The organism is Nonomuraea soli, from assembly GCF_013761175.1.
In the GTDB taxonomy this organism is placed as follows: Bacteria; Actinomycetota; Actinomycetes; order Streptosporangiales; family Streptosporangiaceae; genus Nonomuraea; species Nonomuraea soli.
Map to the genome: position 1 here is coordinate 85,754 of NZ_JACDUR010000008.1, position 21,141 is coordinate 106,894.

16 protein-coding genes are annotated in these 21,141 nt (G+C 71.2%); 14 read left to right on the forward strand and 2 right to left on the reverse strand.

Annotated features, from left to right (window positions below):
• The first annotated feature begins 59 nt into the window (after positions 1–59).
• From HNR30_RS50695 to HNR30_RS36700, 11 genes are all read left to right on the forward strand, one after another.
• A complete protein-coding gene (locus tag HNR30_RS50695; protein WP_344983263.1) occupies positions 60–239 on the forward strand; it encodes a VOC family protein in 180 nt (59 codons plus the stop codon).
• An 81-nt stretch (positions 240–320) separates the two neighbouring features.
• Positions 321–1,526, forward strand: coding sequence for a multidrug effflux MFS transporter (locus HNR30_RS36655; RefSeq protein ID WP_181614742.1), 1,206 nt, complete (start codon positions 321–323; stop codon positions 1,524–1,526).
• 81 nt (positions 1,527–1,607) lie between these two features.
• On the forward strand, positions 1,608–2,276 hold the full coding sequence (locus HNR30_RS36660; protein WP_181615180.1) for a helix-turn-helix transcriptional regulator: 669 nt from the start codon (positions 1,608–1,610) through the stop codon (positions 2,274–2,276).
• The gene (sufB, locus tag HNR30_RS36665) at positions 2,273–3,685 is read left to right on the forward strand and encodes a Fe-S cluster assembly protein SufB (RefSeq protein WP_181614743.1); all 1,413 of its coding nucleotides are present in this window, start codon (positions 2,273–2,275) and stop codon (positions 3,683–3,685) included. Before HNR30_RS36660 ends, sufB begins: the two co-directional genes overlap by 4 nt.
• On the forward strand, positions 3,685–4,803 hold the full coding sequence (gene sufD / locus HNR30_RS36670; RefSeq protein WP_181614744.1) for a Fe-S cluster assembly protein SufD: 1,119 nt from the start codon (positions 3,685–3,687) through the stop codon (positions 4,801–4,803). Before sufB ends, sufD begins: the two co-directional genes overlap by 1 nt.
• Positions 4,800–5,117: a non-heme iron oxygenase ferredoxin subunit gene (locus tag HNR30_RS36675; RefSeq protein ID WP_181614745.1), complete on the forward strand. Its 318-nt coding sequence runs from the start codon at positions 4,800–4,802 to the stop codon at positions 5,115–5,117. The genes sufD and HNR30_RS36675 overlap by 4 nt, the downstream gene beginning before the upstream one ends.
• Entirely contained in the window at positions 5,117–5,863 is a 747-nt protein-coding gene (sufC, locus tag HNR30_RS36680) for a Fe-S cluster assembly ATPase SufC (RefSeq protein ID WP_181614746.1), read from the forward strand. The genes HNR30_RS36675 and sufC overlap by 1 nt, the downstream gene beginning before the upstream one ends.
• On the forward strand, positions 5,860–7,107 hold the full coding sequence (locus HNR30_RS36685) for a cysteine desulfurase (protein WP_181614747.1): 1,248 nt from the start codon (positions 5,860–5,862) through the stop codon (positions 7,105–7,107). The genes sufC and HNR30_RS36685 overlap by 4 nt, the downstream gene beginning before the upstream one ends.
• Position 7,108: 1 nt before the next feature.
• Complete coding sequence (sufU, locus tag HNR30_RS36690) at positions 7,109–7,546, forward strand: Fe-S cluster assembly sulfur transfer protein SufU (RefSeq protein ID WP_181614748.1); 438 nt, start codon at positions 7,109–7,111, stop codon at positions 7,544–7,546.
• Complete coding sequence (locus HNR30_RS36695) at positions 7,543–7,905, forward strand: metal-sulfur cluster assembly factor (RefSeq protein ID WP_181614749.1); 363 nt, start codon at positions 7,543–7,545, stop codon at positions 7,903–7,905. The genes sufU and HNR30_RS36695 overlap by 4 nt, the downstream gene beginning before the upstream one ends.
• A 298-nt stretch (positions 7,906–8,203) precedes the next feature.
• Positions 8,204–10,210: a DEAD/DEAH box helicase gene (locus tag HNR30_RS36700; protein WP_246380017.1), complete on the forward strand. Its 2,007-nt coding sequence runs from the start codon at positions 8,204–8,206 to the stop codon at positions 10,208–10,210.
• Between the two features lie 361 nt (positions 10,211–10,571).
• On the opposite strand, the gene HNR30_RS36705 is transcribed toward HNR30_RS36700, so the two are convergent.
• Both HNR30_RS36705 and HNR30_RS36710 read right to left on the reverse strand, forming a co-directional pair.
• Entirely contained in the window at positions 10,572–13,079 is a 2,508-nt protein-coding gene (locus HNR30_RS36705; RefSeq protein WP_181614751.1) for a glycoside hydrolase family 9 protein, read from the reverse strand.
• Between the two features lie 109 nt (positions 13,080–13,188).
• Positions 13,189–14,490 carry a hypothetical protein gene (locus tag HNR30_RS36710; RefSeq protein WP_181614752.1) on the reverse strand — a complete coding sequence of 434 codons (1,302 nt, stop codon included), beginning with the start codon at positions 14,488–14,490 and terminating at the stop codon, positions 13,189–13,191.
• Between the two features lie 588 nt (positions 14,491–15,078).
• On the opposite strand from HNR30_RS36710, the gene HNR30_RS36715 reads away from it, so the two are divergent.
• The 3 genes from HNR30_RS36715 to HNR30_RS36725 are packed head-to-tail and all read left to right on the forward strand — an operon-like array spanning position 15,079 to position 21,133.
• Positions 15,079–15,696, forward strand: coding sequence for a DUF6875 domain-containing protein (locus HNR30_RS36715; protein WP_181614753.1), 618 nt, complete (start codon positions 15,079–15,081; stop codon positions 15,694–15,696).
• The gene (locus HNR30_RS36720; RefSeq protein ID WP_181614754.1) at positions 15,693–19,841 is read left to right on the forward strand and encodes a non-ribosomal peptide synthetase; all 4,149 of its coding nucleotides are present in this window, start codon (positions 15,693–15,695) and stop codon (positions 19,839–19,841) included. The genes HNR30_RS36715 and HNR30_RS36720 overlap by 4 nt, the downstream gene beginning before the upstream one ends.
• Positions 19,838–21,133, forward strand: a complete 1,296-nt coding sequence (locus tag HNR30_RS36725; protein WP_181614755.1) for an MFS transporter — start codon at positions 19,838–19,840, stop codon at positions 21,131–21,133. Before HNR30_RS36720 ends, HNR30_RS36725 begins: the two co-directional genes overlap by 4 nt.
• The last annotated feature ends 8 nt before the right edge of the window (positions 21,134–21,141 follow it).

Consider the following 21,141-nt stretch of genomic DNA (forward strand, 5'->3'; position numbering starts at 1 on the left):
AGGAGCGCTTTGGCGGCGCAAGGTACGCCAGAACGGAGATCGGCAGGCCTTCGAGTGCGATGCGTGAAAGGCTGACTACGTTCTTCGCCGTGGCCGACCTCGACGCCACCATCGCCCGTGCCCGGGAGCTGGGCGCGGCCGTCTACATCCCGCGCATGGACTCGCCGAAGGGGACGTTCGTGGCCTTCCAGGACCCGCAAGGCGCCCATTTCTACGTCATCCAACTAAATGGGGAATAAGGGATGACCGGATAGCTGTTAGCACTCCTCGGCCCTCGCCGGGGGCCTTTTCCAGGCCCGCGAGGAAAGAGGAGTGCGCGCATGTCCGTGGCAGTGGAGGTCCCCGCCCAACGCAGGGAACGCCGGGGACTGCTCCTGATGATCCTGGGAGCGTTGTCGGCGATCGGCCCGCTGTCGATCGACATGTACCTCCCGGCGCTGCCGGCCATCACCCATGAGATGGCCACCGGGCCCGCGCAGGTCCAGCTCACGCTGACCGCCTGTCTCATCGGCGTCTCGCTCGGCCAGGTCATGGCGGGGCCGCTGAGCGACAGCCGCGGACGCCGCCTGCCGCTGCTCGTCGGCGTCGGCGGCTACACGATCGCCTCGCTGCTGTGCGCCTTCGCCCCGAACGTCGGCTCGCTCATCGTCCTGCGCCTGCTGCAGGGCATCCTGGGCGGCGCCGCCCTGGTGATCGTGCGGGCCATCGTGCGCGACATGTACGACGGCGCCGCCATCGCGCGCATCTTCGCCAACCTGATGCTGGTCAGCGGCCTGGCCCCGATCCTGGCGCCGATCGCCGGCGCGCAGCTGCTGGAGTTCACCTCCTGGCGCGGCGTGTTCGTCACCCTGAGCCTGGCCGGGCTGGTGCTGCTGGCGATGACCTTCCCCGGCGTGCGCGAGACGCTGCCCGCCGGGGACCGCGTCGCGGGCGGCCTGCGGCCGACGGCCGTCACCTTCTGGAAGCTGATGCGCGACCGCAGGTTCATGGCGCCGGCGCTCGCCTCCGGCCTCGGCTTCGCCGCCATGTTCGGCTACATCTCCGGCTCGCCTTTCGTGCTGCAGGAGATCTTCGGCGTCTCGGCCGGACAGTACGCCCTCATCTTCGGTGTCAACGCCCTGGCCCTGACCGTCATGGCCCAGATCGGCGGACGCCTGGCCGGCCGGGTCGATCCCGGCAAGCTCGTCATGGCGGGCCTGTTCGTCAGCCTCGGCGGCGGCGCGCTGGTGCTGGTGTCCGCGCTGGCGGGCCTGGGCCTGTGGGGCGTGCTGACGGGCCTGTTCCTGCTGCAGGCGGGCGCCGGACTGGTCATGCCGGGAGCGGGCGCCCTGGCCCTGGCCAGCCAGCCCGCGCAGATCGCCGGAAGCGCGAGCGCCCTGCTCGGCGTGCTGCAGTTCGCCCTCGGCGCCCTGGCCGCCCCCATGGTGGGCCTGCTGGGCGGTACGGCTATCGCGATGGGGGTCGTGATCCTCGTCCTGATGGGTTGTGCTTTCGCCGCATTCACGCTGCTCAGAAGAGTTAGGTAAGCCTACCCTGCGTGAGAAATTCCATTCCCGGTTCGTTTGGTGACCGGGAAGGAATTACGGCACACTGATGTTGTGAAAAACATGCAGGGGATGGACTCAGGCACGCGTGCGCGCGTCGCCAGGCTCATTCTCGAGCATGGCCCCATCACGGCAGCGGCTCTCGGGGAGCGGCTCGGACTGACCCCAGCGGCGGTCCGGCGCCACCTCGACGCGCTGGAGGCCGAGGGGATGATCGAGCCCCGCACCATGCGACCGCGCGGGCAGCGCGGACGCGGGCGACCGGCGAAACTCTTCGCCATCACCGATGCGGGGCGCAGCGCCTTCGAGCACGCCTACGACGACCTGGCCGGCAGCGCCCTGCGCTTCCTGGCCGAGCGCCTGGGCGAGGAGGCGGTGTCCGACTTCGCCCGCTCCCAGGTCAAGGGCCTGGTGGAGCGGCTGGAGCCGGTCATGAGCGCAGTGCCCGCAGACCGGCGCGTGCAGATGCTGGCCGAGGCGCTGTCGGCGGAGGGGTATGCGGCCAGCGCCAGCAAGGCGAAGTCCGGCGGCGACCAGCTCTGCCAGCACCACTGCCCGGTCGCGCACGCAGCCGCGGAGTTCCCGCAGTTGTGCGAGGCCGAGACCGAAGCATTCGCGCAGCTGCTCGGCACTCCGGTGCAGCGGCTGGCCACCATCGCACACGGCGACGGGGTGTGCACCACGCACGTGAGCCCCGTACGGATCAGAGAGAGCAAGGAGACCGGAAGGTGACTGTCACCGACCGCCCGGAGCTTGAGGGCCTCGGGAATTACAAGTTCGGCTGGGCCGACTCCGACGAAGCCGGGGCCGCGGCCAAGCGTGGCCTGTCGGAGGAGGTCGTCCGCAACATCTCCGCGCTCAAGAACGAGCCGGAGTGGATGCTGGACCTCCGCCTCAAGGGCCTGCGCCTGTTCGGCAAGAAGCCGCTGCCCACGTGGGGCTCCGACCTCACCGGCATCGACTTCGACAACATCAAGTACTTCGTGCGCTCCACCGAGAAGCAGGCCGCTTCCTGGGACGAGCTGCCCGCCGACATCAAGAACACCTACGACAAGCTCGGCATCCCCGAGGCGGAGAAGCAGCGCCTCATCGCCGGCGTCGCCGCGCAGTACGAATCCGAGGTCGTCTACCACCAGATCCGCGAGGACCTGGAGGAGAAGGGTGTCATCTTCGTCGACACCGACACCGGCCTGCGCGAGCACGAGGAGCTCTTCAAGGAGTACTTCGGCTCGGTGATCCCGGTCGGCGACAACAAGTTCGCCGCGCTCAACACCGCGACCTGGTCCGGCGGCTCCTTCATCTACGTGCCGCCGAACACCCACATCGACATCCCGCTCCAGGCCTACTTCCGGATCAACACCGAGAACATGGGCCAGTTCGAGCGCACCCTGATCGTCGTGGACGAGAACTCCTACGTCCACTACGTCGAGGGTTGCACCGCGCCGATCTACAGCTCCGACTCGCTGCACTCCGCGGTCGTCGAGATCGTCGTGAAGAAGGGCGCCCGCTGCCGCTACACGACCATCCAGAACTGGTCGAACAACGTCTACAACCTGGTCACCAAGCGCGCCGTCGCCTACGAGGGCGCCACCATGGAGTGGATCGACGGCAACATCGGCTCCAAGGTGACCATGAAGTACCCGGCCGTCTACCTCATGGGCGAGCACGCCAAGGGCGAGACCCTGTCGGTCGCCTTCGCCGGTGAGGGCCAGCACCAGGACGCCGGATCCAAGATGGTCCACCTGGCGCCCAACACCAGCTCCACCGTCATCTCCAAGTCCGTCGCCCGCGGCGGCGGCCGCACCTCCTACCGCGGTCTGGTCCAGATCGAGGAGGGCGCCCACGGCTCGGCCTCCACCGTCAAGTGCGACGCGCTCCTGGTCGACCAGATCAGCCGCTCCGACACCTACCCCTACGTCGACGTCCGCGAGGACGACGTCTCCATGGGTCACGAGGCCACGGTCTCCAAGGTCAGCGACGACCAGCTGTTCTACCTCATGAGCCGCGGCCTGGGCGAGGACGAGGCGATGGCGATGATCGTGCGCGGCTTCGTCGAGCCGATCGCCCGCGAACTGCCCATGGAATACGCGCTCGAGCTGAACCGGCTGATCGAGCTGCAGATGGAAGGAGCCGTCGGCTGATGGGCCTGAACGAAAAGCCCCTGTCGACCCTGCACGAGAAGTCTTCGTTCAACCTCGAAGACTTCGACGTCCCGAGCGGCCGCGAGGAGAGCTGGCGCTTCACGCCGCTGTCCCGCCTCAAGGGCCTGCACAAGGGCACGGCCGCCGCCGGGCACATCACGGTCACGGTCGACGCCGCCCCCGAGGTGACCGTCGAGACCGTCGGCCGCGACGACGCCCGCCTGGGCCAGTCGTTCGCGCCCGCCGACCGGGTCAGCGCGCAGGCGTGGAACAGCTTCGAGAAGGCGACCGTCATCACGGTCCCGCGCGAGGCCGTCGCCTCCAAGCCGACCGTCGTCACCCTCACCGGCTCCGGTGAGGGCGCCGCCTTCGGCCACCTGCTGATCAAGGTCGAGCCGATGGCCGAGGCCGTCATCGTCCTGGAGCACGTCGGCTCGGCGGTCTACGCCGACAACGTCGAGTTCGTCGTCGGCGACGGCGCCACCCTGAAGGTCATCAGCCTCCAGGACTGGAACGACGACGCCGTCCACGTCTCCCAGCACCACGCCCAGATCGCCAAGGACGCCACCTTCAAGAGCTTCGTGGTGACCCTCGGCGGCGACCTCGTACGGCTCTCGCCGAGCGTGACTTACACCGCCCCCGGCGGCGACGCCGACCTGTCGGGCGTCTACTTCGTCGACGCCGGCCAGCACCTGGAGCACCGCCTCCTGGTCGACCACTCGCAGCCCACCTGCAAGTCGAACGTCGACTACCGCGGCGCGCTGCAGGGCCAGGACGCCCACGCCGTCTGGATCGGCGACGTGATCATCCGGGTCGAGGCCGAGGGCACCGACACCTACGAGCTCAACCGCAACCTCATCCTCACCGACGGCGCCCGCGCCGACTCGGTGCCCAACCTGGAGATCCTCACCGGCGAGGTCGCCGGCGCCGGCCACGCCAGCGCCTCCGGCCGCCTCGACGACGAGCACCTGTTCTACCTCCAGGCCCGCGGCATCCCCTACGACGAGGCCAAGCGCCTGGTCATCCGGGGCTTCCTCGGCCAGCTCATCGAGAAGATCGAGCTGGATGAGCTGCGCGAGCGCGTGTTCGCGAAGGTCGAGGCGGAGCTGGCGCGATGACGTTCGAGAAGGTCTGCCAGATCAGCGACATCGACGACGGCGGCGTCCTCGGGCTCGAGGTCGGGGAGACTCCCGTGGCGCTGGTCCGCAAGGGCGAGCAGGTCTACGCCCTGCACGACGTCTGCTCCCACGCGGAGGTCAAGCTCAGCGAGGGCGAGGTCTACGACGGCACGCTCGAATGCTGGCTGCACGGCTCGTGCTTCGACATCGCCACCGGCAAGCCCACCGGCCCGCCCGCCACCAAGCCCGTTCCCGTCTACCAAGTCAAGATCGAGGGCGATGACGTTCTCGTCTCGCTTTCGAAGGAGTCATAGTGTCCACGCTTGAGATTCGTGACCTGCACGTCGCCGTCGAGGACAAGCAGATCCTGCGCGGTGTCGACCTGACCGTGCGCGCCGGTGAGACCCACGCCATCATGGGCCCCAACGGCTCCGGCAAGTCGACCCTGGCCTACGCCATCGCCGGCCACCCGAAGTACACCATCACCGGCGGCAGCGTCCTGCTCGACGGCGAGGACCTCCTCGAGATGTCGGTCGACGAGCGCGCCCGCGCCGGCCTGTTCCTGGCCATGCAGTACCCCGTCGAGGTCCCCGGCATCAGCGTCTCCAACTTCCTGCGCTCGGCGGTCACCTCCGTGCGCGGCGAGGCGCCGAAGCTGCGCGAGTTCGCCAAGGACCTGAAGGCCGGCATGGACGCCCTGTCCATCGACCCCGCCTTCGCCCAGCGCAACCTCAACGAGGGCTTCTCCGGCGGCGAGAAGAAGCGCCACGAGATCCTCCAGCTCGAGCTGCTCAAGCCGAAGATCGCGGTGCTCGACGAGACCGACTCCGGCCTCGACGTCGACGCCCTGCGCGTCGTCTCCGAGGGCATCAACCGCTTCCGCGGGACGGGCGACACCGGCGTGCTGCTGATCACCCACTACACGCGCATCCTGCGCTACGTGAAGCCGGACTTCGTCCACGTCTTCGCGGGCGGGCGCATCGTCGAGGAGGGTGGCCCCGAGCTCGCCGAGAAGCTGGAGGCCGAGGGCTACGCGGCCTACACCAAGGACGCGGCGTGAGTTTCGACGTCGAGAGGATCAGGAAGGACTTCCCGGTCCTCTCACGTGAGCTGCCGGGCGGGCGCACGCTCGTCTACCTCGACTCGGGTAACTCCTCGCAGAAGCCCACGCCGGTCATCGAGACCATGCGCGAGCACCTGGCGATGCACTACAGCAACGTCGGGCGCGCGATGCACGTGCTGGGCAGCGAGTCGACCGAGGCCTACGAGGCCGCCCGCGACAAGATCGCCGCGTTCGTCGGCGCTCCGTCGCGCGACGAGGTGGTCTTCACCAAGAACGCCTCCGAGGCGCTCAACCTGCTGGCCTACAGCCTCGGCAACCGGTCCAACACCGACCCGCGCTTCACCCTCGGCGAGGGCGACGAGATCGTCATCTCCGAGATGGAGCACCACTCCAACATCGTGCCGTGGCAGATGCTCGCCCAGCGCACCGGCGCGACGCTGAAGTGGTTCGGCGTGACCGACGACGGGCGGCTCGACCTGTCGGGCGACGTCATCACCGACCGCACGAAGATCGTCTCCGTCACGCACCAGTCGAACGTGCTCGGCACCGTCAACCCGGTGGCCGAGATCGTACGGCTGGCGCGGCAGGCCGGCGCGCTGGTGGCGCTCGACGCGTCGCAGTCCGTGCCGCACCACCCGGTCGACGTCGCCGCACTGGGCGCCGACTTCGTGGCCTTCACCGGCCACAAGATGGTCGGCCCCTCCGGCATCGGCGTGCTGTGGGGCCGCCAGGAGCTGCTCGAGGCGATGCCCCCGTTCCTGGGCGGCGGCGAGATGATCGAGGCGGTCTGGATGGACCGCTCGACCTACGCGCCGGTCCCGCACAAGTTCGAGGCCGGCACGCCGCCGATCGTCGAGGCCATCGGCCTGGGCGCGGCGGTCGACTACCTGACCGGCGTCGGCATGGAGGCCATCGAGGCGCACGAGCGCGACCTGACGGCCTACGCCATGCGGGCCCTGCAGGAGATCTCCGGCCTCAAGGTCATCGGGCCGACCGATCTCGGTGACCGTGGCGGAACCATCTCTTTCACCCTGGAAGGGATTCACCCCCACGACGTCGGGCAGATCCTGGACGACCAGTTCGGCATCGCCGTACGGGTCGGACACCACTGCGCCCGCCCGCTGCACCTGCGTTTCGGAATACCGGCGACCACGCGGGCGTCGTTCTACCTGTACAACACCACGGGCGAGATCGACGCCCTGGTGCGCGGCCTCCACCAAGTCCAGAAGGTGTTCGCCTGACATGATCACCGACTCCATGTACCAGGAACTCATCCTGGAGCACTACAAGCGCCCGCAGGGACGCGGGCTGCGCGAGCCGTACGAAGCCGAGGTTCACCACGTGAACCCGACCTGCGGCGACGAGATCACGCTCCGGGTGCACCTGGAGGGCGACAAGGTGGCCGACGTGTCGTACGAAGGGCAGGGCTGTTCGATCAGTCAGGCCGCCGCCTCCGTGCTGCACGAGCTCACCAAGGGGTCCACGGTCACGGAGTCGCTGTCCGTCGTCGACGAGTTCACCCGCCTCATGCAGGGCAGGGGACAGGTCGAGCCGGACGAGGACGTGCTGGGCGACGCGGTGGCCTTCGCCGGGGTGGCGAAGTTCCCTGCCCGCGTCAAGTGCGCCCTGTTGTCGTGGATGGCCTACAAGGATGCTGTTGTGAGGAGTTCTGCCGTATGAGCAAGCCTGTTGAGACCCCCACCGGCTACGACGGCGAGGCGACGCACGACGAGGTCATGGAGGCCCTGAAGGACGTCGTCGACCCCGAGCTCGGCATCAACGTGGTCGACCTCGGACTGATCTACGGCCTCAACCTCGACAAGGTCGAGGGCGCCGAGCGTCCGGTGGCCACCATCGACATGACGCTGACCAGCGCGGCCTGCCCGCTGACCGACGTCATCGAGGACCAGGCGCACTCCGCCCTGGAGGGCATGGTCTCCGACGTGAAGATCAACTGGGTCTGGCTGCCGCCGTGGGGCCCCGACAAGATTACCGACGAGGGTCGCGACCAGTTGCGTATGCTAGGCTTCAACGTCTGATTCTTTCTGGTACGGCTGGCATTCGTCCCATGAATGCCAGCCGTTTCGGCGCGCACTCGGAATAATCCACCACGACGTGCGCGTTGACACCCACGTGTACCTGACGCACCAGTGATGTGCGTAATGCCGCCTGCGCCGGCTTCTCGGGTGCGCGTATGACGGGCCCGCACGACAAGGCCCAGTCCCCACCCGACAGGGGCGTGCAGACACGCCCGCATGTAACCAGGCTCGTCCTTTCGCAGAAGTGACGTGCCGCTTTAGTGAAAGGCACGATTACGTGACCATGCTCGACGCTGCCATGCCCGAAATCTCCGAAGACAACACCGTCTCGGAGTTCGAGCTGCTTGGGCTGCCCAAGCCGCTCGTGACCGGTCTGGCCAGGCAGGGCATCGCAGCTCCCTTCCCGATCCAGAGCGCCACCATCCCCGACGTCCTCGCCGGCAACGACGTGCTCGGCCGAGGCCAGACCGGCTCCGGCAAGACGCTCGCGTTCGGACTGCCCACGATGGCCCGCATCGCCGGCCGCCGTCCCAACCCCGGCGCTCCCCGCGCCATGATCCTGGTCCCCACCCGCGAGCTGGCCCTGCAGGTCCACGACGCCCTCGAGCCCCTGGGCCGCGGCCTGGGCCTGCGCATGAAGGTCGTCGTCGGCGGCATGTCCATGGGCAAGCAGATCGAGGCGCTGCGCCGCGGCGTCGACCTTGTGGTGGCCACTCCCGGCCGCCTGGGCGACCTCATCCGCCAGGGCGAGTGCTCCCTCGACGAGATCGAGGTGAGCGTCCTCGACGAGGCCGACCACATGTGTGACCTGGGCTTCTTCCCGGTGGTCTCCGAGCTGCTCGCCCAGACCCCCACCGACGGCCAGCGCCTGCTCTTCTCCGCCACGCTCGACGGCGACGTCGACAAGCTGGTGCAGCGCTTCCTGAAGAACCCGATCACCCACTCCGTCGCCCCCGCCACCTCCCCGGTGGACACGATGGAGCACCACCTCATGCAGGTCTCCCGCGACGACAAGTTCGACATCGCCGCCGAGATCGCCAACCGCGAGGGCAAGACGATCGTCTTCGTCCGCACCCAGCACGGCGTCGACCGCCTCTGCAAGCAGTTCGCCCGCGTCGGCGTCAAGGCCGGCGGCCTGCACGGCGGCAAGCGCCAGAACCAGCGCACCCGCATCCTCGCGGAGTTCCGCGAGGGCGCCATCGACGTGCTCGTCTGCACCGACGTCGCCGCCCGCGGCATCCACGTCGACAACATCTCGCTGGTGCTGCACCTCGACCCGCCGCAGGACCACAAGAGCTACCTGCACCGCGGTGGCCGTACGGCACGCGCCGGCGAGAAGGGCACCGTGGTCACCCTCGTGCTGCCCAACGAGCGCCGCTCCACCGACGCCCTCACCCGCAGGGCCGGCATCAAGCCGTTCAAGCTGAGGGCCGAGATCGGGCACCCCCGCGTGGCCGAGGTCACCGGCGCCCGCACCCCGAGCGGCGAGTCCATCCCGGTGTGGGAGCCCGACGTGCGCAAGCCGCTGCGCCCGCGCCGCGAGGGCTCGTTCGGCGACCGCGGACCGCGCCGCGGCCGTCGCGAGTTCGACGGCGAGCGCCGCCCGCGCCGCCACGAGGGGCAGGGCGAGGAGCGTCGCCCGCGCCGCTTCGACGGCGAGGACCGTCCGCGCCGCTTCGACAACGACCGTCCGCGTCGTTTCGACGGCGACCGTCCCCGCTCGTTCGACGGCGACCGCCCGCGTTCGTCCGAGGGCGAGCGCCCGCGTTCGTTCGAGGGTGACCGCCCGCGTCGTTTCGAGGGTGACCGTCCCCGCAACACCGACGGTGACCGTCCCCGCTCGTTCGAGGGCGACCGCCCGCGCTCGTTCGACAACGACCGTCCGCGCCGTTTCGACAACGACCGCCCCCGCAACACCGACGGTGGCCGCCCGCGTCGCTCCGACGGCGACCGCCCCCGCTCGTCCGAGGGTGACCGCCCGCGCGGCTTCGAGGGTAACCGCCCGCGTTCGTTCGAGGGTGACCGCCCGCGTCGCTTCGACGGCGAGCGTCCGCGCACGTTCGGCGAGGACCGCCGCGCCGGGGGTTTCCGCCCCCGCCGCGACGACTTCCGTCCCGGTGGCGACCGCGGCCGTCCGTTCTCCGCTGAGGGCGGTTCCCGCTCCGGCGGCGGCCACCGCTCGGGCGGCTTCCGCTCCGAGGGCGACCGCGGCCGTCCCTTCTCGGCCGACGGCCGCCGCTTCGAGCGCCGCGACGGCGACCGCCCGTTCCGCGGCAACGACCGAGGCGACCGCTACGGCCGCTGAGCTGCCGACAACGGCATCGGCCACTGCGACCGCGGCGGCCGATGACCTGCCGACAACGGCAACGGCCGCTGAGCTGCCGACAACGGCATCGACCGCCGGGGTCGCGGCAGCCGCTGACGGCTGAACGGCTCGACACGACAACGGGGCAGGCCCAACCGGGCCTGCCCCGTTTCGCGTTCCCCGGCGCCTCAGGTCACGACAGCCAGGCGCTGGAGGCGCGTTCCCTGACCAGCCGGTTACCAACGTCGAACTCCCGAGCGGCCGGTGCCCGTGCTCGGCCACCAGCGCGATCTCGGGCTCCAGCCTGGACCCCGGGTCGGGCCGCTGTCACAGATTGGACAGCGGCCCGACCGTCACGAGCTCAGGAGCAACGGCCCCCGTTCAGCGTGAACACCTCGGGCGCCGGGTTCGGTCCTTCGGCCTGGGTGCCCAGGAAGCCGAGCGTCACCGACTGGCCGGGCGCGATGCGGGCGTTCCACGGCAGGCTCTTGGCCGTGACCACGGAGCCCTCCTGCCGCACCGCGGCGTTCCAGGCGCGCCGCACTTCCTGGCCGCCGAGGAACCACCACTGCAGGGTCCAGCCGTTGATGGCCTTGGACCCGGTGTTCTCGACGGTGACCTGCGCGTTGAAGCCGTCGGGCCAGCTGCCGTGCACGGTGTAGGAGATCGTGCACGACGAGCTCGGCCGGCGGTCGGCCAGGAACGAGGAGATCCAGGCCAGCGGCGAGTTCCAGTTGATCGTCAGCTCGTTGGTCGACCAGGACTCGATGTCGTCGATGTAGCAGAACTGCGGCTTGCAGCCGCGCAGCAGCCGCTGGGCGACCGGGTCCTGGATGGCGGAGTTGGGCCCGCCGGACAGGGTGCCGCGCGGCGGGTTGGGCAGGGCCGGGTCGAGCTGGCGGGCGTACCAGCGGCTGTGCTGGTTCTTGGAGGAGACCTCGCCGTACCCGGTCACGTAGGACTGGTTGAGAGCGTTGCGCCCGAGGATATAGTCCATGCCCTCGCGCACCCCGGCGCGGTACTTCTCCTGGCCGCTGAGGTCGTGGGCGACCGCCATGACGACCATGTTGTTGAGGACGAGGTTGTTGGAGCCCCAGTCGAAGTCGGGCGGGCCGTACGGCAGGCCGTACGCCTGGCCGCGCAGGACGGCGAGGTACTTGTCGGCCCCGGCGAGCACGGACTGGCGCACCCTGGCCCGGTCGGGCAGGGCGTTGGGCACGGCGGCGAGCTGGAGCCGGCCGAGCTGGGCGGTGTTGCCCCAGTCGAAGCCGCGCTCGCGCCAGACGTCGGCGGTGTGGTGCGGCGAGGCCTGGACGGCCTCGCGGTAGGCGCGCTTGCCGGTGGTGATGAACAGTTCGGCGGCGGCCCAGTAGAACTCGTCGCTGACGTCGGCGTCGGCGTAGCTGCCGCCGCCCACGCCGTCGTCGGGGGAGGCGTACACGGCGGGGTTGCGGCGGGCGGCCTGCCAGGCGCGTTCGGCCGCGGCGAGGGCGCGCTTGGCGAAGGCCGCGTCGTAGGGGGCGTAGAGCCGGGCGGCCTGCGCGGCGGTGGCGGCCAGGTTCAGGGTCGCGGCGGTGGAGACCGGGTGCAGTTCGCGGGGCTGCGGGTCGAGGTGGGGGAGCAGCGGCAGTCCTGTCCAGGCCGCGTCGTGGATCTTGTGATGGACCATGCCGTCGTCACGCTGCATCTTCAGCAGGAAGTCCATCTCCCATCGGGCCTCGTCGAGGACGTCGGGGACGGAGTTGCCGCTCTCGGGGATGGCCAGCTGGCCGTCGGGGAAGGCGGTCTTGTCGCGCTCGTAGGCCGACATCAGCTGGTGCACCGAGATGCCGCCGTTGACCACGTACTTCCCGTGGTCGCCCGCATCGTACCAGCCGCCGCTGACGTCGAGGCTGTAGTCGCACACGCCTTCCTGGCACGGCACCTGCCTGTCGCCCTGGTTGGGGGCGACCTGCGTGTGCCCGGCGGGCCTGCCGTACCCGGGCCGCAGGGAGTCGAGGATCTCGATGCCGCTGCGCTGGGTGTAGTAGAACTTCAGCGCGTCGACGCGCATCTGGTCGTAGAGGTCGGCGGCGATGTCGAAGGGCCGGCTGGTCTGGCCGTCGGCGACGAGCGTGAAGCCCTCGCCGCGCCCGCGGTAGGTGCCGAAGTCGATGGTGTGGACGTTCTGCCCGGAGCTGGCGTCGATGCCGCGCGGCGTGCTGGAGCCGGTGGCCGCCTCGGCGCCGGCGGAGTCGAGCAGCCGCCAGCTCACCGCCTCGGTCGCCTCGGTGACCAGGGTGGCGTTCTTGGGGCCTTCCGGCAGGTAGCCGACCATGTTGACGCGCACGCGCGGTCCGGTGTCGGGCTCGTAGACGTCCGGCGGCGCACCGCCCTTCAGCGAGACGTTGTCCAAGCAGAACCTCCAGGGTTCGGCGCTGCCACCCAGCTGGAAGGCCACCTGGGCGTTGGGGAGCGAGGTCGGGGCGGTGAAGGTGAAGGAGTAGTCGTTGCCCGAGACGCTGAGCTCGGGCGAGGCCGACAGGTACTGCGTCCACGGGTCGACGGGCAGCTGGATCAGCGCGCGGGCGACCTTGGGCGTGCTGGAGGAGGCGAAGAAGCGGTAGGCGTAGCTCTCGCCCTCGACCAGGGCCAGGTCGTTCTGGCCGATGATGACGTCCCACGGGTTGGCGGTGCCGCCGGGGATGTCGGCGCACAGCCGGCCGTCGACGATCTGGGAGGTGACGTTGCCGGTGTGCCACCACGGCGGGAGGCCGTCGTCGAAGGAGCCGTTCACGATCTGTTCCGGGGGCTCGTCCGCGGCCGCGGCGGGGGCGGGGACGAGCGTGGCTAACAGCAGGGCGGCTACCGCGAGCAGGGTACGTGTCATGGGTGACCTCTCGAGGGTGGTTGGGAGCGCTCCCATCTTCGGCCCCTCACCAAGGGCCGTCAATGGCGGTGAAAGGTTCAAGCGCTGAGCGCCGGAACGCGGGCCTCGGTCACGAGGCTTTTCCCATCGAGAGCAGCTCCTCCTCGATCCCGGCCAGGAACTCCCTGGCCTGTGCCGCGTCCAGGTACCGCTCGTCCACGCTCAGCTTGCACACCAGACGGGGTGCGAGCTCGTAGACCGTGAGCGTGAGAGGGGTGTCCTCGGGGCCGGTGGAGGTCTCCAGGCGGGGGCCGGGGCCGGGGTCCGCTCCGGGGTAGCCGCTGATGTTGTTGACCACCACGTCGCGGTGCCGGACGATGCCCAGCTCCGCGATCGTGCGTTTGAGCCTCTCGTGGTCGTATCTGCCCCGCCGGTAGGCACGCAGGGCCGAGCCGTGCAGGACCGTGGAGGTCTGGATGAGGCAGGCGCCCGGCGGGATGGTGTAGCCGACCAGCGTCTCCTGGGAGATCGTCCCGATGTAGTGGGCGGTCTCCGGTTGCTGGCGGTTGGCGCACAACACGTGCAGGACACCCTCCGCGCCGCCGTACCTGCGGTCGATGGCACGCGCGAGCGCGGCGAGCACGACCGACGACGGCGCGCACGGGGCGCGGCGCGTCAGGACGTCGCCCGCCTCCGGCGAGCGCAGGATCACGTGGTGATGCCTCCGATAGGGGGAGTCGTCGCGCGGCGGCAGGGCCCTGGCCGGGTGGCGGCCGAGCACGGTGACCCAGTGCTCGATCGCCGCGTCGAGTTGCCGGCGCGCCCGCGGTGACCGCTCGGCGACGGCCAGGTCCGCGGGCTGGATGGCGGGCTGGATGGCGGGCTGAACAGCGGGCTGAACAGCGGGCTGAACAGCGGGCTGAACAGCGGGCTGGACAGCCGGCGGTGGCGCCGCGCGCTCACCGGCCAGCGCGCCCGTCAGCTCCCGCCGCAGCAGCACGGCCGCCGCCCAGTCGGCGGCGATGTGCGACAGGTGCAGGACGAGCAGGTACGGACGGTTGCGCCGGGTCAGGATCGTGACGCGCAGGGGGTACTCCTCCGCCAGGCCGAACGGCCGGTCCTGCGCCGTGGCCAGGGCGAGCTCCTCCTGCGTCCCGGCCTCGACGAGAGCCGCCCGCAGCTCGCCGCGGCCGGCGACCCGCTGCGTCCCCTGCTCGGGCAGATGGGTGGAGCGCAGCGATTCGTGCCTGGTCAGCGTGGCCGACAGCGCGTGGCGCAGGGCGGGAAGCCCGGCCCTGGTCCAGATCCGCAGGGTCAGGACGTCCGCGGCTCCGAGTGAGTCCTTGCCGACCCAGTCCAGCACGTTGCGCTGCCCGAGGGTCTGGGGCCAGAGCCCCGAGCGGGGGCCGCTGAAGGGGATGGTGAGCGTCACCGCGGATCCTCGGCGATCCCCGCCGGGCGGCGGATGAGGAGGAACGGGGGGTCCGGTGTGTTCCTGGTCATGGGCACCCTTGGGAGGACGACAGATTGGGAGCGCTCCCACACAAGGTAGGAAGCTGTCAACACAAAAGCAACACGTAACAGGACGTTTGCTGGCGATGTGTTACCGCTGTTGACCTGCGGGTCGTTAATTCCCGACGATTATCCACGTTGAGTAGCGGCCGCAATTCCGTCCGTGAAACACGTCTTGACGTCTGCCGAAAGCCCTACCTAGCCTGTGCCGTGGGAACGCTCCCACCCGATCAAGTGCTTCAGCCGATCCGTCTTCCCGGACGTAGTGCCGACGATCCACGTCGCCTGCGGAAACGTTCCAGAGGATGTGAGTGATGAGCCCGCCAACCGTCCAGGCCCTGCTGCGATTACGGGTGGACGAGGAACCCGGCAAGGAAACGATCACCGCGGACGGACCCGGGCCGCCCACGTCCCCCGCCTGGCGCGACCGCACGTGCGCCCCGGTGTCCCGGCTTGTCAGGCGAGGCATGTGCCCGCGCGCCGGGACGGCGCTCGGAGGTGCCGCGCGATGATCGTCCATCCCCTGGACCCGGCGCTCAGCCTGCTCGAGGTCTCCGACGTCGACGTGGCGGGCACCATCGTCGACTGGGCCAGGCAGTACCTGTGCCGGCCCCACCCCGAACTCGGCCGCAAGGGACCGACCTGCCCGTACACCCAGCCCTCGCTCGACAAGGGCCGCTTCTACGTATCGATCTTCGCGGGCCCGCCGGCCACGGTCGACGAGATCATCCGCCGCGTCGAGGCCTACCGCGACTGGTTCCTCGAACTCGCCCCCCGCGAGCGGCATGCCGCCCAGTTCACCACGATCCTCGTCGCCTTCCCCGAGCTCGGCGGGCGCACCGAGCTGATCGACGAGGCGCAGCGGCGGCTCAAGACCGGATACGTCGAGCTCGGGCTGATGATCGGTGAGTTCCACGACGGCCCGCCGGACAAGGCGGGCCTGTGGAACGCCGACTTCCGCCCCCTCGCCAGCCCGGTCCCGCTGCTGGCCATCAGGCACATGGTCCCCACCGACCTGCCGTTCCTGCGCGACGATCAGGGCCAGCTCAGCGCCTACCAGCGCTACTTCGGCCACCGGGTGCCCTCCCACCTGCGGGAGACACCGACGGCGGTGACGTCCGATTGAACGCGACCCTGAGGCCCGCCCAGCGCCGCCTGTGGTTCCTGGACCGGGCCGGGTACGGTACGGCCTACCTGATCTGGCACGCCTACCGGCTGACCGGCCCCCTGGACGGGGCGGCGCTCGAAGCCGCGCTCCTGGCCGTGGTGAAGCGCCACGACGCCCTGCGGAGCGTGGTGGCCGAGCACGACGGCGAGCCGGTGTGGGTGACCGGCCAGGACGCCCGCGCCCCGCTGATCGTCCGCGAGGCCGGGCGCGCCGGCGAGGCCGCGCGGATCGCCGGCCGGATCGCCCAGGAGCCACTCGACCTGGAACACGGACCCCTGTTCCGCGTCGGCCTGGTCAGAAGCGGTCCCGAGGAACACCTGCTGGTCCTGACCTTTCATCACATCGTCTGCGACGGCCCCTCGATCGGTATCGTCCTGCGCGACCTGTGGGCCTGCTACCGAGCCATCCTGACCGGCCGCGAGCCCGTGCTGCCCGCGCTGCCCGTGCCGCCCGTGCCGCCCGCGCTCCCGGCCGTCGCGGCGGACCAGGAGCCCGCGGCGACGCAGAGTGCCCGTGCCTACTGGAAGGCATCGCTGACGGGCGCGCCGCCCCTGCTGGAGCTGCCCGCCGACCGTCCGCGCAGGTCCACCGCGGGCAGGGGAGCACGTCACCCCGTACGGCTGGAGCAGGGGACCGCGGCGGCCGTGCTCGGTCTGGCCAGGCGTGAGCGCTGCACGCCCTTCATGGTCCTGCTGGCCGCGGCCGCCGTCATGATGGCCAGGCACAGCGGTCAGGACGACATCGTCATCGGCACCCCCGCCACCGGGGCCGACCGGCCGGGGCCGGACGCCGTGGGCATGTTCGTCAACACCCTGGCCCTGCGCGTCGACCTGTCGGGCGATCCCACGGCGCGCGAGCTTCTGCGCCAGGCCCGCCGTACCACCCTGGGCGGCCTGCAACATCAGGGCTTCCCGTTCGACGAACTGGTGGCCGAGCTGGATCCGGGACGCGGCTCCGGCCACAACCCGCTCTTCCAGGCGATGCTCGTGGTGGAACACCCGCCGGGCGCGCAGGAGCCCGCCCCCGGACTGTCGGCGGTGTGGCAGGACCTGACCCCCGAGACCGCCCGGTTCGACCTCACCCTCCTGGGCCTCGTCGGGACGGAACGCGACCTGGAGCTGGTGCTCGACTACTCCGCCGACCTGTTCGACCCGGGCACGGTCGCCGGATTCGCCGCCAGCCTGGTCACCATCCTGACGGCGATGGCCGCGGACCCGGCCTGCCGGGTCTGGGATATCCCGCTGGCCGAGCCCTCCCTCACGGCGGTCCGCGAGGAGTGGACGCGGCCGGTGCACGAGCAGTTCGCCGCCCGCGCCGCCACCGCCCCCGAGGCTGCGGCCCTGGCAGGCGACACCGTGCTGACCTACGGGGCGCTGGAGCGGCGGGCCAACCGGCTGGCGCACCGGCTGCGGGATCTCGGCGTTGGCCCCGGCTCGCCGGTGGCGGTGGTCCTGCCCGCGGGAGCACAGGCGCTGGTCGCCGTCCTCGGCGTGCTCAAGGCCGGGTGCGCCTACGTGCCGCTCGATCCCGCCCAGCCCGTAGAACGCCTCAGCCTGCTCATCGCCGAGTCCGGCGCCCGTGCCGTGATCGGCGCCGGCGGCCTGACGCCCGGCGAGGACGAGGCCGACGAGCCGCCCGCCCGGCCCGTCGGGCCCGGCGACCTCGCCTACATCGTCTTCACCTCGGGCTCCACCGGCCGGCCGAAGGGCGTCATGGTCACCCACGGCACCCTGGCCGAGCTCACCCGCTCCTTCCGCGAGGTCCACGAGTGCTTCGAGCCGGGACAACGGGTGCTGATGCTGCCCCCGCTGACCTTCGACGCCTCCGCCGGCGACCTCTTCCCCGCCCTGACCGGGGGAGCGGCGCTGGTCCTGCACCCGGACCCGGCCGAGCTCGACGGTCCCGGCCTGGTCCGCTGGTGCGTACGGCACGGCGTCACGGCGGTCGACGCGCCCTCCTCGCTCTGGCAGCAGTGGGTGCACGACCTGCGCGACCCTCACGACCTGGGCGGCGCCACGGTCGAGTGGCCCGTCACGACGATGATGGTCGGCGGTGACCGGGTGCCCGTGGAGTCCGTGCGCGCCTTCTCCCGGCTGACCGGCGGGACGGTGGCACTGTTCAACCACTACGGCCCGACCGAGGCCACCGTCTGCGCCACCGTGCTGCGCACCGTCGACGCCGCCGAGTTCGGCGAGCTCGGTCACCTGCCCATCGGCCGGCCCCTGCCGCACGTCCGCGCCCACGTTCTGGACGGCAGGGGCAGACCCGTCCCTCCGGGCACGCCCGGAGAGCTGCATCTGGGCGGCGCCTGCCTGGCCCGCGGCTACCTCGGCGAGCGGGAGGCGACCGACGAACGTTTCGTGCGGGACCCGTTCGCGGGCGGGCGGATGTACAGGACGGGAGACCTGGCCCGCCAACGGGCCGACGGCACGCTGGAGTTCCTCGGCCGCGCCGACCGGCAGGTGAAGATCAACGGCTACCGTGTGGAGCCCGCGGAGGTGGAGGCGGTCGCGCTGGCCTGCCCCGGCGTGCGGGACGCCGTCGTGGTCGCGGCGGACGGGCGGCTCATCGCCTACACCGCGGGCAGCGCCCATCCCGGCGACGTGCGGCGTTTCCTGCTGGGACGGCTGCCGAGGCAGTTCGTCCCCGCGGCGGTGGTGCCGCTCGGGGAGATTCCGCGTACGGCGCACGGCAAGCCGGATCACACCCGGCTGCCCGCCGCCCACGAAGCCGCGCCCGTTCACGAGGCTCCCCGCGGACCGCTGGAGCGCGCGCTGGCCGAGGCGTGGCGGCGGGCGACGGGAGCCGCGCGGGTGGGCAGGAACGACAACTTCTTCGCCCTGGGCGGCTCCTCGCTGGTCGCCGTGCGCATGTTGCGCGAGGTCGAGCGGTCGGCAGGGGTGCGGCTGACGCTCTCGGCGCTGTTCGAGACGGCGGATCTGGCCGAGTTCGCCGCGTCGGCCGGCCAGGCGAGCCAGGAGCCGGACGCCGCCGGCCTGCGTGCCCGCGCCGCCCTGCCCCGCGACCTGCGCACCGCCCTGCGGTCCCGGACCCTCGCATCTCCCCGCACGGGCGAGCGGGCAACCGCGCCGCGCGTGGTGCTGCTGACCGGCGCCACCGGCTTCCTGGGCTCCTTCCTCCTCGCCGAACTGCTGCACCAGGGCGCCGGCCACGTCTACTGCCTGGTCAGACCCACGGCCGCGCAGGATCCCGCGGCCAGGCTGCGTCAGGCGATGACCGGGCGCGGCCTCGGGGAGCCCGCCACGAGTGAGCGCATCACGGTCCTGCCCGGCGACCTGACCCAGCCCCGGCTCGGCCTGGTCGCGGAACGGTACGAGGCCCTGGCCGGTGAGACCGACCTGATCGTGCACTACGGCAGGCACGCCAGCTTCGCCCAGCCGTACCGCTCGCTCGAACCCGTCAACGTCGGCGGCACCCTGGAGGTCCTGCGCCTGGCGGCGCACCGCCGCCTGATCCCGGTGCACGCCGTCACCACGCTCGGCCTCTACGCGGCCGGGCGGGGGACGGTGACGGAGGGGCGGCAGCCGGACGAGCCCGACGGCCTGGCCTCGCCGTACTATCAGAGCCGCTGGGTCGCCGACGCCCTCGTCCGCGCCGCCCGCGAGCACGGCCTGCCCGCGGCGATCCACCGGCCGGCCCGCGTCGGCGGCGCCAGCGGGTCCGGGATCTGCGACCCCGGCGACTACTTCAGCAGGCTCCTGCGCACCTGCAGGCAGCTCGGCATGGTGCCCGACCTGCCGGGCGGCCACGACGCCGCGCCGGTGGACCACGTCGCGGCGGGTATCGTCCGCTTGGCGCTCGATCCCGCCTCGACCGGCCGTGACTATCACTACGCCAACCCCAAGACGATCTCCTCGCCGGAGCTGGCCGGCGCACTCGGCGCAGAACTGGTGCCGTGGCGGCGCTGGCAGGAGGAGGCCGACGCCCGCGACGACGTCGCGATGGCCGCGTTCGCGGGCGACGAGCCATGGGGTTCGACCGTGGACAGGTTCGACTGCGCCGCGACCGTCGGCGCGGCCGGACTGCGGTTCCCGCCGCTCGACGGCCGGCTGATCGGGCTGTACCTGGAGACGATGCGATGACCAGGTTCGCCTCCCTCTGGCTCGCCGAGCTCGTCTCGGTCGTCGGCTCGGCGCTGACGGCGTTCGTCCTGAGCGTCTGGGTCTACCAGGAGACCGGCTCCGAGCTGCACTTCGCCGCCACGCTCCTGTGCGCGGTCGTTCCCGGCCTCATCGTCTCTCCCGTCGCCGGAGTGATCGCCGACCGGTTCGACCGCAAGCTGATGCTGATCCTCGGCGATGCCGGGGCCGCGTCGTGGACGCTGGTCCTCGCCTGGCTGATCTCCACCGGCCAGCTCGCCGTGTGGCACGTCTACGTGGGCACGGCCCTGGGCGCGGCGGCGGCCGCCTTCCACCTGACCGTCTACCAGGCGATGACACCGCTGCTGGTGCCCAGCCGCCACCTGGGCAGGGCCAACGGCCTCATGCAGGCCTCCTGGGCGATGCAGATCGCCGCGCCGGTGGCAGCGGGAACGTTGCTGGAGTCGGCCGGGCTGCGCGGAGTGGTCCTGATCGACCTGGCCTCGTTCGCCGTGGCGGTCGGCGTGGTGCTGGCCACCAGGCTGCCCGCCCATGTGGTCAGGCCGGAACCGGCGCGACCGCCCAGGTGGCGCGCCGACCTGCTGTACGGCCTGACGTACCTGCGCGACCACGGCCTGCTCCCGCTGGTGGCCATCTCCGCCGGGTTCAACCTGATCTTCGCCGCGGCCGGGGTGCTCATCCGGCCGCTGATCCTCTCCTTCGCCTCGCCTGCCACGCTCGGTCTCCTGGTCTTCCTGGGCGGCGCCGGCATGTTCGCGGGCAGCCTGGTCATGGGCGCCTGGGGCGGGCCGCGGGCGAAGGTGGCGGGCGCCGGGGCGTTCATGCTGCTGGCGGCGGTGGCACTGGCCGCGCACGGGCTGCGGCCGTCGGTGGCGCTGATCGCGGTGGCCGCGCCCCTGTTCCTGTTCACCCTCCCCGCGGTCACGAGCTGCCTGGCCACGGTGATCCAGACGAAGACCGCCACCGCGGCCCTGGGGCGGGTGCAGGCCACGGGGCGCACTCTGGGACAGCTCGCCATGCCCCCGGCCTACCTGGGCGCGGCGCTGCTGGCCGAGTGGTCGGCCGAGCCGCTGATGCGTGAGAACGGCGCGCTGGCCGGGAGCGTGGGCGAGCTGATCGGCACCGGGCCGGGCCGCGGCATCGCGCTGCTGTACCTGGTGTTCGGGCTGCTCATGGCCGCGCTGGCGGCGATCGTGCTCCTGCTGCCGCGCCTGCGGGGCATCGAGGATCGGATGCCCGACGCGGCCCGCGACGCAGAACCATCCGTCCCCTAGGAGGACCC